At 39.9% G+C, this 17,521-nt stretch carries 15 protein-coding genes; 4 read left to right on the top strand and 11 right to left on the bottom strand.

Annotated elements, in window-relative coordinates; translation table 11 throughout:
* Positions 1-128: 128 nt before the first annotated feature.
* From accA to MHH70_RS00110, 5 genes are all read right to left on the bottom strand, one after another.
* On the bottom strand, positions 129-1,085 hold the full coding sequence (gene accA / locus MHH70_RS00130; protein WP_342472197.1) for an acetyl-CoA carboxylase carboxyl transferase subunit alpha: 957 nt from the start codon (positions 1,083-1,085) through the stop codon (positions 129-131).
* Positions 1,078-1,947 carry an acetyl-CoA carboxylase, carboxyltransferase subunit beta gene (gene accD / locus MHH70_RS00125; protein WP_342472196.1) on the bottom strand — a complete coding sequence of 290 codons (870 nt, stop codon included), beginning with the start codon at positions 1,945-1,947 and terminating at the stop codon, positions 1,078-1,080. The genes accA and accD overlap by 8 nt, the downstream gene beginning before the upstream one ends.
* Positions 1,948-1,959: 12 nt before the next feature.
* The gene (locus MHH70_RS00120) at positions 1,960-2,595 is read right to left on the bottom strand and encodes a GntR family transcriptional regulator (protein ID WP_066164317.1); all 636 of its coding nucleotides are present in this window, start codon (positions 2,593-2,595) and stop codon (positions 1,960-1,962) included.
* Between the two features lie 277 nt (positions 2,596-2,872).
* Positions 2,873-5,908, bottom strand: coding sequence for a DNA polymerase III subunit alpha (gene dnaE, locus MHH70_RS00115; protein WP_342472195.1), 3,036 nt, complete (start codon positions 5,906-5,908; stop codon positions 2,873-2,875).
* 16 nt (positions 5,909-5,924) lie between these two features.
* Entirely contained in the window at positions 5,925-6,866 is a 942-nt protein-coding gene (locus MHH70_RS00110) for a bifunctional oligoribonuclease/PAP phosphatase NrnA (protein ID WP_107942970.1), read from the bottom strand.
* A 93-nt stretch (positions 6,867-6,959) separates the two neighbouring features.
* Between MHH70_RS00110 and MHH70_RS00105 the strand changes: the two genes are divergently transcribed.
* Positions 6,960-7,265: a YtpI family protein gene (locus MHH70_RS00105; protein WP_066162063.1), complete on the top strand. Its 306-nt coding sequence runs from the start codon at positions 6,960-6,962 to the stop codon at positions 7,263-7,265.
* Between the two features lie 213 nt (positions 7,266-7,478).
* On the opposite strand, the gene MHH70_RS00100 is transcribed toward MHH70_RS00105, so the two are convergent.
* The gene (locus MHH70_RS00100) at positions 7,479-8,786 is read right to left on the bottom strand and encodes a DRTGG domain-containing protein (protein ID WP_107942971.1); all 1,308 of its coding nucleotides are present in this window, start codon (positions 8,784-8,786) and stop codon (positions 7,479-7,481) included.
* Between the two features lie 313 nt (positions 8,787-9,099).
* Here MHH70_RS00100 and MHH70_RS00095 point away from each other — a divergent pair, with 313 nt between their 5' ends.
* Positions 9,100-10,245 carry an amidohydrolase gene (locus MHH70_RS00095; protein WP_235616033.1) on the top strand — a complete coding sequence of 382 codons (1,146 nt, stop codon included), beginning with the start codon at positions 9,100-9,102 and terminating at the stop codon, positions 10,243-10,245.
* 456 nt (positions 10,246-10,701) lie between these two features.
* Here the strand turns inward: MHH70_RS00095 and MHH70_RS00090 are convergent, their stop codons facing one another.
* Entirely contained in the window at positions 10,702-11,382 is a 681-nt protein-coding gene (locus MHH70_RS00090; RefSeq protein WP_342472194.1) for a metal-dependent hydrolase, read from the bottom strand.
* 241 nt (positions 11,383-11,623) lie between these two features.
* Between MHH70_RS00090 and MHH70_RS00085 the strand changes: the two genes are divergently transcribed.
* Positions 11,624-12,712, top strand: a complete 1,089-nt coding sequence (locus MHH70_RS00085) for a Xaa-Pro peptidase family protein (protein WP_342472193.1) — start codon at positions 11,624-11,626, stop codon at positions 12,710-12,712.
* 226 nt (positions 12,713-12,938) lie between these two features.
* Here the strand turns inward: MHH70_RS00085 and MHH70_RS00080 are convergent, their stop codons facing one another.
* Together MHH70_RS00080 and ald are read right to left on the bottom strand one after the other, a co-directional pair.
* Positions 12,939-13,658, bottom strand: coding sequence for an ABC transporter ATP-binding protein (locus tag MHH70_RS00080; RefSeq protein ID WP_342472192.1), 720 nt, complete (start codon positions 13,656-13,658; stop codon positions 12,939-12,941).
* A gap of 47 nt (positions 13,659-13,705) precedes the next feature.
* Positions 13,706-14,830 carry an alanine dehydrogenase gene (gene ald / locus MHH70_RS00075; protein WP_066162047.1) on the bottom strand — a complete coding sequence of 375 codons (1,125 nt, stop codon included), beginning with the start codon at positions 14,828-14,830 and terminating at the stop codon, positions 13,706-13,708.
* A 286-nt stretch (positions 14,831-15,116) separates the two neighbouring features.
* Here ald and MHH70_RS00070 point away from each other — a divergent pair, with 286 nt between their 5' ends.
* Positions 15,117-15,563 carry a universal stress protein gene (locus tag MHH70_RS00070; protein ID WP_066162045.1) on the top strand — a complete coding sequence of 149 codons (447 nt, stop codon included), beginning with the start codon at positions 15,117-15,119 and terminating at the stop codon, positions 15,561-15,563.
* 130 nt (positions 15,564-15,693) lie between these two features.
* Here MHH70_RS00070 and MHH70_RS00065 read toward each other — a convergent pair whose 3' ends face one another.
* Positions 15,694-16,623 (bottom strand): class I SAM-dependent methyltransferase, encoded by a 930-nt coding sequence (locus tag MHH70_RS00065; RefSeq protein WP_342472191.1) that lies wholly within the window; start codon positions 16,621-16,623, stop codon positions 15,694-15,696.
* A 112-nt stretch (positions 16,624-16,735) separates the two neighbouring features.
* Positions 16,736-17,242 carry a thiol peroxidase gene (tpx, locus tag MHH70_RS00060; protein ID WP_342472190.1) on the bottom strand — a complete coding sequence of 169 codons (507 nt, stop codon included), beginning with the start codon at positions 17,240-17,242 and terminating at the stop codon, positions 16,736-16,738.
* Positions 17,243-17,521 lie beyond the last annotated feature (279 nt).

Here is a 17,521-nt window from a genome sequence, read left to right as displayed (position 1 = left end):
ATCTGCACGATTCACCAGAGGTTTTATTTTGTTTCAGTGCGTATACTTCATCCCGCTGAATCAAAATAAGTATATGTCTATCCTAACACGCTTTTACAATGTTGTATGCTATAAATTCAGATTATTCATTAATTTTCAATAAATTGACCAATCGCTTTGAATTTTTCATAGCGGTCCTGCACAAGTTCCTCTGCATTTAATACTGTTAATTCTTCAAGAGTAGTTGTTAAATGCTCCCTCATTGCGCTTGCTTGCTTCACAATATCTCGATGTGCGCCACCTGCTACCTCAGGAATAATAGCATCGATAATCTTCATGTCCATTAAGTCTGGTGCTGTAATTTTCATTGCTTCTGCTGCCTGTTTTGCTAAGCTCGCATCCTTCCATAAAATAGACGCCGCTCCCTCTGGCGAAATAACGGAGTATGTGGAATTTTCAAGCATTAAAATACGATTTGCCACACCTAGCGCTAACGCTCCACCACTTCCTCCTTCACCAATCACAATGCTAATAACAGGTACTTTTAAGCCTGCCATCTCAATTAAATTACGTGCAATTGCCTCACTCTGACCGCGCTCCTCAGCAGCCTTACCAGGATATGCGCCCTTTGTATCAATAAAGCAAATAATAGGGCGTTTGAATTTCTCCGCCTGCTTCATTAAGCGCAACGCTTTTCGGTAACCTTCAGGATGCGGCATACCAAAGTTACGTCGAATATTTTCCTTTGTCGTCTTTCCGCGTTGATGCCCAATAATCGTAATTGGCTGCCCATTAAACGATGCGATTCCGCCAACGATTGCCTCATCATCTCCAAATAAACGGTCACCATGCAACTCAATAAAATCCTCGAAAATAGCATCGATATAAGCTAATGTCGTAGGACGCTCAGGATGTCGCGCGACTTGTACACGATCCCACGGCGCCATATTCGAATAAATAGATTTTTCTAATTGCTCGAGGCGTACTTCTAGCTTCTCGATTTCACCGCTCATATCTACATCTGCATCCTGTGCAATATGTTTTAATTCATCAATTTTTTCTCGTAGTTTAATAACAGGCTCTTCAAATGGCATAATTTTAGACATGTGCCGTTTCCCCCTTACGATGTAACTTGACAATTGTCGCTACTTTATCACGCATTTCATGGCGATGGAAAATAGCATCTAATTGTCCGTGTGCTAATAAAAACTCAGCCGTTTGGAAGTCATCTGGCAATTTTTCGCGTACTGTTTGCTCAATCACACGTCGACCTGCAAAGCCAATTAGCGCTTGTGGCTCCGCAATATTGAAATCTCCTACTGAAGCAAAACTTGCCGATACACCACCTGTTGTTGGGTGTGTCAAAATTGAAATATACAATAAACCCAATTCACTATGACGGCTTAATGCAACACTAGTTTTAGCCATTTGCATTAAAGATAAAACACCCTCTTGCATACGTGCACCACCACTAGCAGTGAAAATAATAAATGGCACTTGTAACTCTGTCGCCTTTTCAATTGCACGTGTAATTTTTTCACCAACTACGGAGCCCATCGACCCCATGCGGAAATGGGAATCCATAATCGCCACAACAACCTTTTCACCTTTTAACGTACCAACACCTGTTAAAACAGCCTCATTCAAGCCTGTCTTCTTTTTATCCACTTCAATTTTCTCAACATATGCTGGGAAGCCTAGTGGGTTTGTTGTTTGCAAGTGGTCGTCAAATGATGTGAAGCTGCCTTCGTCTAAAAAGATTGCCACACGTTCCTGTGCTGTAAGCTTTAAATGATGTTGACAATTTGGGCATACTTTTAAATTTTGTTCAACCGCCTTTGTCACATGGATTTTGCGACATTCGGGGCATTTTGTCATTAAATCTTCCGGGAAATCCTTTTCCTTCGTTGTACTAAAGCTGCCTTTTTGTTTCTTTCTATTTACTGAAAATATATCTCGTATGGACACTAGACATCCTCCTTATAATTCATCCTGAATAATTTCTATCCATTCTTCGTATGCTTCAATGGCCCCTTTTATGTAGCCCATTTGCAATGATTTAATAAACATTTGAAGCGCCTTTTTTTCTCGCTCTGTCACAAGATGCTTGAAAGTTTGCGAACCATAGGCTAAAAGCTGAAGCCATATTTTTAATGCTAGACGATTCGCAGAAGCGATAATACACTCCCGTAAAATATCCTCTCGCATCAGCTCCTGCTGTAGCTCAATTTTAATAAACAAGCTTTCCCATACTGGTAAAGTTCGTAAAGACTCATTTCTACAAATAATACGAATTGCTTCCCGCTCATGCATTTCACGTGTTGCATGGACATCTTCGATTGATTTCGTTTCTTGTAAAATAAAAGAAGAGAGTATTTCGATTAGTTGATGATGGTGAATCGACGCTAAAAAAGTCCCTCCCCCGTGACGTGTTTCAATTAAGCCAAGCAACTCTAAACTGCGTAACGCTTCTCGTACAGAAGAACGCCCAACGCCTAGTTGCTCTGATAACACGCGCTCTGAAGGTAATTTATCGCCCGGTTCAATCTGCTGTTCACGAATCAACACTCGAAGCTCTTTGACAATTTGCATAAACATTTTTTTATTTTCATTCATAAATGTCAATACTTCTCCTCCATCTTTTTACGGCTAATTTTTTTACTATGTAAAATTTTAGAAAATCCTTGCAAATTATAGAGAGCATGCAGCAGTCATCCACATACTCCCCACGTTTTTTACTTATAGGTGCGATTTTTAACAGTTCCACTGTTTAATACAAAAGTGGTCTGACCACTTTTGTACGTTTCCAATATACATAAGTTTTAACAAAAAGTAAAGAAAAAACTGTGCAAAGTACAAAAATTTGTACCTCGCACAGTTTTCATCACTGTAATTATATTTCTTGTATACGCATAAGTTTTACTTTTAATTGCGGTTTACCGAATCTAAATTCAAGTACGCCCTCTACATAGGCGATATGGTTTACTTCAAGCTGCTGCTGAACTACTGTAAATTCCTTTGGGAACAATGTAGCAGAGATGCTGCCATATTCATCCTGTAGCTCGACAAATGCCATAAGCTCTCCTTTTTTTGTACGGATTTGCTTTATTTCTTCAATAATGCCAAGTATTTTTACGTACTGACCATCTCTATGCTTATGCAAATTATACGTCGTGGCATTGACTTGAATTGTTGCTCGCCACTTTGTGAGCGGATGCTCAGATAAATAAAGACCTAGCACTTCTTTTTCATATTGCAATTTTTGTTGCTGTTCTAAAGGCTGGACCGCCGCTAATTTAGGTTTACCAACATTAAAATCTACATGCTTTCTAGCTGCCTCAATAGAAGCAAGGAGCACAGCCCGATCCAATTTAAAATCATCTAAAGCCCCCGCCTTAATAAGTGGCTCAATGGCCTTTTGCTGAAACACAGCAGTTGACAACGAGTTCGCTAAATCAAATAAATCTTTAAATGGCCTATCCATCATATTTCTTACTTCAATCAAGCTTTTTAAAAAAGGCTGTGACACGTTTTTAATCGCAGATAAGCTATAGCGAATTTGACCATTTTCCACCTTAAAATGGCGTTCACTTTTTTGAATAGAGGGCGGTAAAATAGTGATACCCTTCGCTTTTGCTTCAATTAAAATTTGCACTAGCTTCTCTGTATTGCCTGTTGCATTTGTTAATAACGCTGCATAAAAATTCACAGGATAATGTGCCTTTAAATAAGCCATTTGATAGGAGATTAAACTATAGGCGACAGCATGACTTTTAGGAAAACCATAATCAGCAAAGCGCACGATTAATGCATAGACTTCATTTGCAACTTGTGGTTCATAACCTTTTTGCTGTGCACCAATAATAAAACGGTCGCGCCCGCGCTCTAATGCTTGACGATTTTTTTTACTAATGGCACGCCGTAAAATATCCGCTTCACCAATCGAGAAGCCAGCCATCATATGAGCAATTCGCATTATTTGCTCCTGATAAATAAGCACCCCATATGTTTCCCCTAATACCGGCTCAAGCGCTGGATGTGGCATCGTCACCTGCTCCTGCCCATGTTTTCTCCGTGCATACGTAGCAATAAAATCCATTGGACCTGGTCGATATAAAGCATTCACTGCCACAATATCTAAAAAATGCGTTGGCTTTATTTCTCTTAATGCTTGACGCATCCCTTCAGACTCCAATTGGAAAATACCTGCTGTGTCCCCTGCCTGCAGCAATTTAAACGTTCGCTGATCCTGTAATGGAATATCCTCAAATTTTATTTCCTTGCCATGCGTATATTGCACAGAACGACGTATTTGCTCTAAAATCGTCAAATTACGCAAGCCTAAAAAATCCATTTTTAATAAACCTACTTGTTCAACTTCAAGCATCGGCCATTGCGTTAAAAATATTTGGTCATGCCCTTCTTCGATTGGGACTAACTCTACAAGTGGGATGGGACTTAAAACAACACCTGCAGCATGTGTTGAAGCATTGCGTGGCAATCCCTCTAATTTCTGCGCTGTAGCGAACCAACGCTGGCGCTCTGGCTTCTCATCAATCCAATTGCGTAAGCTTTGCGATTCATTATAAGCATCTTGTAACATAATCCCCGGCTTATTCGGAATCATTTTCGAAATTTTCTCAAGCTCTGTTGGTTCAAACTCTAACATTCTTGCCACATCGCGCGCTACCGCCTTAGCAGACAATGTACCAAACGTAATAATTTGAGCCACATGTTGCTGCCCATACTTATTAGCCACATATTGAATAACCTCTTGTCTTTTCGTATCAACAAAGTCAATATCAATATCAGGTAGTGTCACACGCTCAGGATTTAAAAAACGCTCAAATAATAAATCATACTGCAGTGGGTCAACCTGTGTAATTTGCAGCGCATAAGCAATAAGTGAACTAGCTGAAGAGCCTCGCCCTGGACCAGTTAAAATTTGCTGCTCTCTAGCAAAGCGCATAAAATCCTCGACAATTAGAAAATAATCCGCATAGCCCATTGAACAAATAACGCCTAATTCATGCTGCATACGCTGCTCGTAGACAGCAGGCAACTGCGCGCTTTGCAATCTGTGCTGTAAGCCAATTAATACGCGCTCACGCAGTAATTCCTCTGCTGTTTGCCCACTTGCAACGGGAAATTTCGGCATAAATGTCGCTTGCTGCTCCATTGTGACATGACAGCTCATGAGCACCTGCTCTGTTTGCCTGAGCCATTGTGGACGGTCGGTAAAAAATTGCTGCCATTGCTCTTTAGTTAGTACGTAACGATGCTTTAATTTCAAATTAAAGGTTAAGCCCATTTTCACACCCGTATCAATTGCTCGTGCTATTTCATAGGCAAAATGGTCATCCTTTGTCATAAATGTACTTTCGTGAATAGCCATTATCTTTACAGCGATTTGCTCGCTTAAAAATACAGCGTCCTGCTCATTCGGGGCTGCTACCTCTAGTCTTTCAATACCTATAAAAAGCCTCTCCGCAAAAAGCTGCTTTAGCTGCTCTGCCAATTGCCGGTTATCATTCTCTAGCCACCTTGCTTCCTCGGCCAATGCAGGAATAATCGCAATGCAGCCGTCTGCATAGCCCGCTAACCAACGAAATGGCAATGTTTCATCTTTTCGAATGGCCACACTGCTACTAATTTTTAAAAGATGACGGTAGCCTATATTATTTTGCGCGTATAAAATTAGTGGCAAATTTATTTCCTCTGCAAATTGCACATTCACCACTAACCCGACAACTGGATGAATACCAGCCTTTTTCATCTCGTGCCAAAAAGGCAGAAGGCCATAGAGCCTCGAGTTAACGATAGCACATGCCTCTGCCTTCTGTTGTTGTAAAAAAGGGATAAGCGCTTCAATTTTTATTGTACTTTTTAATAAATCAGCGCTCGTTCTTATTTGTGGATAAACTACCATCTTCATCCCCCTTACATTAATAATTCCTACAAAGCGCCTGCAAATCCCAAATAATGCGCTCTGCCTCTTCCCAGGAAGATGCTGAAGCACCCGATGCTAATGGATGTCCCCCACCGTTGTATTTTTTAGCCAGCTCATTAATAACAGGTCCTTTTGAACGTAAACGCACGCGAATCGTATCGCCCTCTTCAATAAAGATTACCCATGCGCAAATGCCCTTCACATTACCTAATGAACCTACTAATAATGAAGTTTCGGATGGTGTCACCCCATATTCCTCCAATACATCCTTCGTAATTTTTATTGAGGCTGCACCATTCTCATCCATTTCAAAATACTGATAAAAATAGCCCTGTAGCTGTAATAAATGCGGCTCCATTTCATACATACCATCGAACACTTCATTGCGGTCAAAGTCATATTGGATAAGCTGTGCCGCTGTTTCAAATGTTTTAACTGTTGAGCTTGAAAATAAAAATCGCCCCGTATCTCCCACAATTCCGGCAAATAATAAACGTGCCGCTGCATCAGGGAAAATCCAATTTTTATAATTTCTCCCCTCTTCATAAAAAGCATAAATCATTTCACTTGCAGAACTTGCACTTGTATCAACCCATAATAAATCGCCATATCGGTCATCATTTGGATGGTGGTCAATTTTTATTAACATATCGCCAGATGCATAGCGCCCATCATCAATACGCTCCGTATTGGCTGTATCTGTCACAATCACTAATGCGCCATCGAATAATCCATCTGTTACCTCATCTGGCATCGCTAAAAATGTAAGCGATGGATCATGCTCTCCAACAGCGTATATTGCCTTCTCTGGATAATTTGCTTGCAGTAGCTCCTTTAAGCCAAACTGTGAGCCATACGCATCAGGGTCAGGACGTACATGCCGATGTATAATAATTGTATTGTACTGCTCAATTGTGTCGATGATTTGACGTTTCAAGTGTTTTTCCTCCTCATTTCAAGTGAAATCCGTTCGCATTTTCTTCAAAAAGTTTGTACAATAGTAACAGCTTTGCTTTACGGGAGGTTCACTATGTTAAATTTAATTTTTGTTTTCTTTATTGTCGTATCATTCGTGTTTTATTTTTATTATAAGACAAAACAATTTCGTTCAACACTACCGATACGAAAAAAATGGTATACAGCAAAAGCCGGTGTTGCACTCGGTGTTTTTATTATCGCATTCGGACTGAACGCAACAATCATTTACCCAACAGCCGTTGGTTATGGTGTTGCCGTCGTATTCGTCCTAGTAGGCGCAGGCTTAGCATATAATAATTACAAACGCGCTCGTCATGAAGGTAAATATGTACATGAAGAGTACGAGCTTAATCAATAAGAGTCATTTTCTTATGCTCAAAAAAACAATGTCAAGGGGTCGTCTGAAAAGTCATTTTTAGACGACCCCTTTGCCATCTAGATAGTGGCATTTATTATGATAATCATAGGAGGAATTTTTCAGCAAAAATATAAAAGCTAGAGCTATCGGAAAGCATATACTTTTCCAACAGCCTTGCGCTTTTATAGTATAAGCGTAAGACCGCCTGTCACGCTAGCGCTCTAATAGCTGGAATGTCATCATCGCTTTTCCTACTAATACTGTTTCGCTAAATACTTCAAAATCCATCTTAACAAATTTCCGGCTCATATCTAAAATGCGTGGCTTCACTGTAAGCACACTCTCCATTTGTACAGGCTTAATAAAATAAATCGTCATATTTTCTGTAACGGCTTCACCGCGCTTGCGCTTTTTCAAAGCGAAGGAGCCTGCTTCAGCAAGCAATGTTGTAAACGCTCCGTAGGAAATACCACCAAATTGATTCGTCATTTGAGGTGTGACAGTAAATTCTACCGCAACCTCCTCATCATCAATCATCTTCATTTCATTTTTCACTAAATCATCAATTGTTTCGCCTTGATGCGGCTGACGTTGTGCAAGTTGCAATGCCTTAAGCACATCCTGACGACTAATAACCCCTTGCAAGGAACCATCATCATTAATAACAGGTAATAAATCAATACCTTCCCAAATCATGCGATGACCTGCAGAGGCCACACTTGTTTTCATAGAGCCAGCAATCGGGTTTTTTGTCATTACCTTTTCGATTAACTCCGTATCTTCTTTGCCGATAACATCCTTTACCGTTATCATTCCTACAAGCTTTTGTTGGCTTGTCACAACAGGGAAGGCTCCATGTGTAGTGCGCTTGTTTTGCTCTCTAAAATCATGCAGTGTTTGGTCATTTTGTAAAACAGCCGTTTCTTCAATCGGCACATAAATATCCTCGATAAGCAAAATATCTTTTTTAATAAGCTGGTCATAAATGGCTCTGTTAATCATCGTTGCGACTGTAAAAGTATCATAGCTCGTTGAAATAATCGGTAATTCCAAGTCATTCGCCAATTGTTTATTTGTATCTGTCGTATCAAAGCCACCTGTAATTAAGACAGCTGCCCCTGCATTCAAGGCATGCTCATGTGCCTGTATACGGTTACCAACAATCAGCAAGCTTCCCGCATCTGTATAGCGCATCATATCATCGAGCTTCATCGCGCCAATCACAAATTTTGTCAGTGTTTTATGTAATCCTGTTTTACCACCTAGCACTTGCCCATCTACAATGTTTACAATTTCTGCAAATGTCAAACGCTCAATATTTTCTTTTTTCTTTTTTTCAATACGAATCGTTCCAACGCGCTCAATCGAGCTGACAAGACGACGATTTTCCGCCTCCTTAATAGCCCGATATGCAGTCCCCTCACTTACCTGCATTTCCTTTGCAATTTGACGAACTGAAATTTTCTCCCCTACAGGCAACGACTCAATATACTGCAAAATCTTCTCATGTTTTGTTGACATACAATCACCTATTTCCCTACATTCCTACCTCCTAGTGTATCATATTTCTTAATATTGCATACAAAACAAAAATGCATTTCATTTGCTCAAACAATCATTTTTTACACACTACTAAAATTTAAGAAAAAAGCCTATTGTTTTGCTGTCCATTCGAGAGAGAGCGAAGCGTAACAGTTTTCCATTGCGGTAGGCGCTCTTTCCATGAGCGTAAAAGTAGCGCTACTGACTATGCAAACAAAATAAAAATAATTCTGTCAATTTTATAACATAGCTTTCTATTGTTTAGTATACTTAACATATGGGAGGGATTGTTATGTTACATATAAAAAATGCACAAATTCGTACTGGAACAGGTGCGGTAATAAATGGAGATTTATTAATTGAAGATGGCAAATTCAAAGAAATTGGTTCAATTTCTTCAAGCCTAGAAAATGTGAAAACAATTGATGCTGAAGGTAAAATCATTACACCGGGTTTAATTGATGTGCATACACATCTCGGCGTGCATGCTGAGGGAGTTGGCAAGGCAGGGCATGATTTCAATGAAATTAGCTCTGAATCTACACCTGAAGTTAGTTCATTAGATGGGATTCAGCCACAGGATATCGGCTTTGATGATGCTAGACGAGCTGGTGTGACAACAGTTCAAATTATGCCCGGTAGCGCTAATGTCATCGGTGGTGAAATGGTCATTGTAAAAACGGCTGCCAAATCAGTTGTCGATGAAATGATTGTTAAAAATCCTTCTGGCTTGAAGGCTGCAACAGGAGAAAACCCTAAAAATACGCATGGGGGCAAAGGCAAGATGCCAACAACACGTATGGGCGTTGCAGGGCGCTTACGTGAAATGCTCATTGCTGGGCAAAATTATTTAGAGCAGCGTGAATCTGGGACATGCAATCGAAATTTAGGTCTAGAAAATATCGGTAAAGTTTTAAAAAGAGAAATTCCACTCCGCATTCATGCGCACCGTGCAGACGATATAGCCACAGCACTGCGCATTAAGCGTGAATTTAATATCGATATGACAATAGAGCATTGCACAGAGGGACATTTAATGGCTGATTTTATCGCCCAGCATGATATTCGCGTATCAGTAGGACCAACAATGTCAGCTCGCTCCAAAAATGAAAACTCACAAAAAGGCTGGCATACGCTTATCGCTTTACGCGAAGCTGGGGTCCCATTTTCAATTACGACAGACCATCCTGTCGTTGGTATTACTCATTTATTAACGAGCGCTATCCTCGCGATTAAGCACGGACTTACAGAGGAGGAGGCACTTGCCGCTATTACCCTAAATGCCGCAAAGCATTTAGGGGTCGAATCCCAAGTGGGCTCTATTGAGATTGGCAAGGATGCCGACTTTGTCATTTGGAATGGTGACCCATTCGATTTGCGCACAACGATTCAGCAAACTTATATTAATGGAAGCTGCGTCTACAATGCCGCGCAATAGACACTAGCGTTGGTCTTTTTTAACTTCTTTCAGCATCTTTTTGCGACGAGTAACCGCAGGAGCACATGTTTTTTGTACCGGTGGCTCATATTTGTACTGATAGCAAGGCGGCAGATATACAAGTCCCAAACCATTAGAGGTGGGGTAAGCATTAGAGCGATTTCAGCGGGGTGTCCAAACACTCGCTGGAATCGCTCTAAGTACGTCACTTCCTATAACACCAACTTCATGTTGGTCAAAGCTCCAGCGGATGTCACAGATACCAAACAGCACGAAAAAATCTTTATCAATTACGCCTCCGCGTAATTGATAAAGATTGCCCGAGGAGAATAACAAGAGCATTTCTCAAAATAAGTCCCCCTCTTTTCTAATAAGCTAACATTTTTACTCAAACACTGTTATCACCTTCGTCTATCAAGCTAGCTAGTGCACGACTTGTTGGATGCCTCTCCCCCCTCATAGCTTTACATAATCGCCCGCTTGTAAAATTTGCACTTCTGCTCCTTCTACTAAATTAGCGAAATGCTGTGGGTCTTGTGCTATTGGCGGGAATGTATTGTAATGAATCGGAACGACAATTTTCGGCTTTAACAAAGATACCGCATATGCTGCATCCTCTGGTCCCATCGTAAAATTATCACCAATTGGTAAAAAGGCAACATCAATTGGATGTCGCTCTCCAATGAGCTTCATATCACCAAAAAGGGCTGTATCTCCTGCGTGATATATTGTTAGCTCCTCTGCCATGAATAAAATTCCGCTTGGCATACCTGTATAAATAATTTCGTTTTTTTCAGTTACATAAGAAGAACCATGAAAGGCTTGTGTAAACTTTACTTTGCCAAAATCAAATTGTTTCGCTCCACCGATATGCATATTATGGACATTTACACCTTGCCAACCAATAAAATCGGCTAATTCATTTGGCGCAACAACCAACGAATTATTCGCTTTAGCAAGCTCAACTGTATCACCGACATGGTCATTATGCCCATGCGTTAATAAAATAACATTAGGCTTTTGCTCCTCTACTTGTAAATCTGTGGCTCCATTTCCTCGAATAAATGGGTCAATTAAAATCGTTGTATCATTTGTTATAATTTTTACTACAGAATGTCCATGGTAAGATATTTGCATGTATAATGCCTCCTTTTAGAAAATGCTTACATAAAAATATATTCTCTATATCTGCAATTTTCCCTCTTTTTTGATATGCTAATAGGGTATCAATTATATTTTGACGACTGCTGAGGCTTTGTGCCAATATACTGTTGGTCATTCCACTAGCAAGCGTCTAAGTAAAGCACTGCACTGTGCTTCTCACCACCCAAAAGGTGGAAGTACGGTCAATACATTTAACTATACGGAGGTCCTATGGATGAGTAAAATTCAACATTTACAAAATTATTTACAGCAAAATAATATTGATGCTGCCTTTATCACAACACCTGACAACGTATTTTATTTTTCAAATTTCAAAAGCAATCCACATGAGCGCTTACTAGGTGTAGTCGTTTTCAAGGAGGCAGCGCCGTTTTTAATTTGCCCGCAAATGGAAGTACCTGATGCAAAAGCAGCTGGTTGGGCTTATGATGTTATCGGCCATTTAGACACGGAAAATGCATGGGATGTTTTGGCGAAAAAAATTGCCGAGAACAACATCGCAATTACAAAATTAGCAATTGAAAAATCTCATTTAACAGTAGAGCGTTTAGAAGCGCTAACAAGCCTTTACCCAGCCGTATCATTTGAACGTCTCGATGACCAAATTAATGCTATGCGTGTTATTAAAGACGAAGAAGAGCTTATAAAAATGCGCGAAGCAGCGAAACTGGCTGATTATGCAATTGAAGTAGGCTGCAAAGAAATTGCGGAAGGCAAAACAGAAATGGAAATTTTAAATGCGATTGAATCAGCTATTAAAGCAAAAGGCTACTCTATGAGCTTTGATACAATGGTATTAGCTGGTGAAAAATCTGCTTCTCCACACGGTACACCGGGTGACCGCAAAATTAAACGCGGTGATATGATTTTATTTGACTTAGGTGTTGTTTATGAAGGCTATTGCTCTGATATTACACGTACAGTTGCTTTTGGTGAAGTAAACGAGGCACAAAAAGAAATTTACAATGCGGTACGCGAGGCGAATGAACGAGCAATTGCAGCCGTAAAGCCTGGTGTGCGTGCATGTGATTTAGATAAAATTTCACGTGATGTTATTACAGAGGCTGGCTACGGTGAGTATTTCACACACCGCCTAGGACATGGCTTAGGGATTTCTGTGCATGAGTACCCTTCCGTAACAGGTACGAACACATTTGCCTTACAACAAGGGATGGTTTTCACAATTGAACCGGGTATTTACAAATCAGATGTAACAGGTGTGCGTATTGAAGATGATGTAGTCGTGACAGCAGATGGCGTTGAAGTGCTAACAAAGTTCACTAAAGAGCTTGTCATTTTATAAGTAAAATACCATTTAAAAAGTGCGTGTCCGAAACTGATTTAGGACACGCACTTTACATTTACTACAATTTTATAGCTTTTTTATCCCGCATTAACGGGCAGTAAGCCTCCCACTTCAAGGCTTAAGTGAAAATACGCTAAAGGATAAGTGGGAGCGTAAAAGCTCGATTGGTTCAACTAACAATCAATGGAGGATGAGGAAAACCCCCATTGATTAAAGTTTCACTTTATTTTATAGCAACCCAAGCTCGTTGTTTTTCCATTTGCACAGCAACCGTTTGCCCGAAAAATTCACTCAAGCATGCAGCCGTTAAATGTTGTTCACGCAAGCCTTGTGCAAAAATCCGACCATCTCGCATTAATAGCGTATGGCTAAAGCAAGGAAGGATTTCTTCAACATGATGTGTCACATAGAGCAACGTAACATCGCCTTTATCGGCAATTTGTGCAATCGTCTGCAACAAATTTTCTCGTTCAATTAAATCAAGACCTGAACAAGGCTCGTCCAAAATAAGCAACTTTGGCTTTGCCATTAAAGCGCGCGCAATTTGTACTCGTTGCCGCTCTCCCTGCGATAAAAACTCAAATGCTGTATTGGCTAAATGACGGATGCCAAATTGCTCAAGTAAACCAACAGCTTCCTCGATTTCCTCATCAGAAACCGATTCAAATAAACGAATGGCTCCGAACTTTCCTGATAAAACAATTTCAATAACAGGATCTAAACGATTAAATTCTTCAATCATAGCTGCACTGACCCAGCCAATTGACTTACGAACTTCACGCATATCCGCTTTCCCATATGTTTCACCTAATACTTGAACGACACCTTCGTTTGACCAAATATAGCCATTTATTACTTTTAGCAATGTTGTTTTTCCACTGCCATTCAACCCTAAAATTGCCCAATGCTCTCCGCGCTGTACTTTCCAACTAATATCCTGCAAAATCGTTTTCCCGTTACGATATAACAGGAGATTTTCAATTGCAATCATTAAGCTAATGAATTTAGTACTTCATCGACAGGCGTGTATGATAAACCTTGGTCTAAAGCTACTGCCTCATAGACGATTTTGCCATCGATTGTATTAATACCTAATTTAAGAGCAGGATTTTCATTGCACGCACGCACATAGCCTTTGTTCGCAATTTGTAATGCATATGGAACTGTATTATTCGTTAATGCAACTGTTGATGTGCGTGGCACAGCACCAGGCATATTCGCTACTGCATAGTGAACAATACCGTGCTTCTCATACGTAGGGTTATCGTGTGTCGTCACACGGTCACTTGTCGCAAAAATACCACCTTGGTCAATGGCAATATCAATTACTACTGAACCTGGCTGCATTGATTTAACCATTTCTTCTGATACAAGTTTTGGCGCTTTTGCACCTGGAATCAATACTGCCCCAATTACTAAATCAGAATTTTTCACCGATTCGGCAATGTTAAATGGATTTGAAATCAATGTTTGCACATCGCGACCAAAAATATCCTCTATTTGGCGTAGACGCTCTGGGCTTAAATCGATAACAGTTACATCCGCCCCCATACCTACTGCGATTTTCGCAGCATTTGTACCAGCGATACCACCACCAATTACAGTGACTTTACCACGCTGTACGCCTGAAACCCCACCTAATAAAATGCCTTTTCCGCCATTTGTTTTTTCTAAGAATTGTGCCCCAATTTGTGTTGCCATTTTCCCAGCTACTTCACTCATTGGTGTTAGTAACGGTAAAGAACGGTTCGGTAACTGTACTGTTTCATAAGCAATACCGACTACTTTCTTTTCAAGCAATGCAGCAGTTAACTCTGGCTCTGGCGCTAAATGTAAATATGTGAATAAAATTAATCCTTCATGAAAATAGCCATATTCGCTTGCAATTGGCTCCTTTACTTTCATAACCATTTCTGCCTTCCACGCATCCGCGGCTGTTGGCACAATTGTAGCCCCAGCTGCTACGTAATCAGCATCTGTAAAAGAAGAACCTAATCCAGCACCTGTTTCAATAATTACTTCATGTCCTGCGTGAACGAGTGTAACAACTCCTGCTGGTGTCATTGCAACACGGTTTTCATTATTTTTTATTTCTTTCGGTACCCCAATTTTCATAAACTTTCTCCTCCTCTTCAATATGGAAAAGTAATCGCTAACAATTACTCATAAATCCACATTAATTCTATCAATTTTCTTTTAAAAAACAAACTTAATTTTTGAAAAAGATGATCAACATCATAATTCCAAATTTATATACTCTTATTTATTTTCTGAATTTTGCATAAAATAGGCTGCTTTAGACACAAAAATTTCTTTTGTTTACCTATTTTACTCTATAAGTATTTTCATAAGTAAAAATTTTGCTATAATATAGTTATACACATGTAAAGGGGAGTTATTTATGGCAAATCATTACCAAAATATCGTAGTAGCAGTAGATGGTTCTAAAGAAGCAGAATATGCATTCCGCAAATCTCTTGATGTTGCAAAGCGTAATATCGGTTCAACTCTTCACTTAGTAAATGTTATTGATACACGTTCATTTGCAGCGGTAGAAGCATACGACCGCTCAATTGCAGAACGCGCTCAAAAGTTTTCTGAAGAATTATTAAATGGCTACAAGCAACAAGCAATCGATGAGGGTGTTGACAATGTTAAAACTTTAATCGAATACGGCTCACCAAAATCAATTATTACAAAAGAATTATCAAAACTTGTAACTGCAGACTTAATCATTTGTGGTGCTACAGGTTTAAACGCTGTAGAACGTTTCCTAATTGGCTCTGTATCTGAAGCAATCGTTCGTTCTGCTAACTGTGATGTACTAGTAATTCGTACACCAGAGTGATTTTTAAACAAAAAGAAAAGTCCGAAAAGCGTGCTATGACACCGCTTTAGGACTTTTCTTTTATTTTACAAGATTTTTCTTTACGTTTAAAGCGAATAGCTAGTGTCCTCTCGCCGCAAAGAGCTGAATTTTATTTGCTTTCCTTCCACATTTGCACTTTTTCAAAAAACATTGCTAACGCCTGCTTATTTGACATATTTGGTACTTTAGCTAATAGCACCTCGCGAGGAGCTCGCAATTTTTTATGCTGTTTTTGCAATATTAATATACTTTTTTCATGTGCCTTTGAAGAAAATAATGTTTCAGGTAATTGAATGACCGCTTGAATCCAAGCATGGGTCTTTAAATACTGATGCAGCTTTTTTGCCTCCGCACCTTCAAAAAGATTAGCTGGAATTAAGAAAAATAAATATCCGCCGTCCTTCGTATAGCGGATTGCTTGCTCGATAAATAAGTAATGGGCAAAGCTCATTCCTTCTGAAGCGCAAAGCTCATAATCCAGCGCTACTTCCTCATTCGGATAATAGCCGACAGGTAAATCGCACACAACCGCATCTACTGGATCGACTAATAGCTTATCCAATGCGTCTTGACGATAGAGCGTTACTTGCTGCTCAATTAAATCACCTGTTGCTGCAGCTAAACGAATAAGCAGCTCATCTACTTCAATGCCTGTTGCTTGAATTTTCCCATTCTGCGCGTTCATCATCGTATATAGTAAATTTCCTGTACCCACTGCTAAATCCAGTATAGATATAGTCCCTTCAGCTAATTCTTTTTCAAAAAATTGCTCAACGAAATAGCTAACGAGCAGCCCCAAAGTATCAGGTGTCATCTGATGGTTTGGCTGAGAGCCTTTGCGCATACCTTTTAATATGGCAATCTGAATCGCTTTGCGCATCTCCTCTTTCGTAGCACCTTCTACCTCCCAAGAAAAGGCCTCATCAAGCGTATCCTCCAACGTGCTAAGCAAAGCTTCTAAATAGGTTTGCTCCTGCTTCTCCTCACGTTTTTCTGCCTCACCATTTATATGCATAAAAATTTGTTCAAACTTTTCCATAAGCAATCCTCTCTGCACTTCCTCTAATGCCCTTTTATCACTATGAAGGAAAGAAGGGGCGTCCAAAAAACGTGCGATGCACTGCTTTTTGAACGCCTCTCTTTTTAAAATGTTATTTTGTTAATGCTTTAACTGCTTCAATTGCAGCTTCATAGTTTGGATGGTCTGTTGCCTCTGGAACATATTCAACATATGCTACAGTGCCCTCTGCATCTACTGCGAAAACAGCGCGTGTTAACAGGCGTAATTCTTTAATATGTACGCCGTATGCTTCACCAAATGATGCATCGCGGTGGTCAGATACAGTTTGTACTGCTTCGATGCCTGCTGCACCACACCAACGTTTTTGTGCAAATGGTAAATCCATCGATACAGTGTAAATGACAACATTATCACCTAGCTCTGCTGCCGCCTCGTTAAATTTGCGTGTCTGTGCATCACATACACCTGTGTCAAGTGAAGGTACGACTGAGAATAATCGAACTTTACCCTCAGAATCTTTTAATGTTACGGGTGATAAATCATTTGCTAAGACTGTGAAGTCAGGTGCTTTGTCACCAACTTTTACTTCATTACCTAATAATGTTACTGGACCATTTTTAAATGTTACTTGTGCCACAAAAAACGCCTCCTTTGTTGTGCCTTAAGTTTACTAAATATCTAGCAAGCTTTGCAACTTGTACAGCTTGTAAAAAAATAATACACGTACCAATTATGTCCCTGCTAGCTCTAGTTCAGGTTTTTTCGAGCTAGTTGGTAGTAGTTACCCTCAAACCTTCATGACATGCACGAACGATTAACTGACCTACGTTGTGTAGGGCTTTCTTCAAACTTTCTGACATCCACCGCCAGTCTAGCCAACACGATGTTGGTCACTCAGTCATTATTGTGAGATGCG

Source organism: Metasolibacillus sp. FSL H7-0170, assembly GCF_038593115.1.
GTDB classification, from domain to species: Bacteria; Bacillota; Bacilli; order Bacillales_A; family Planococcaceae; genus Metasolibacillus; species Metasolibacillus fluoroglycofenilyticus.
Note: the sequence above shows the minus strand (reverse complement) of the source record. Positions and strands in the feature narration are given on the sequence as shown.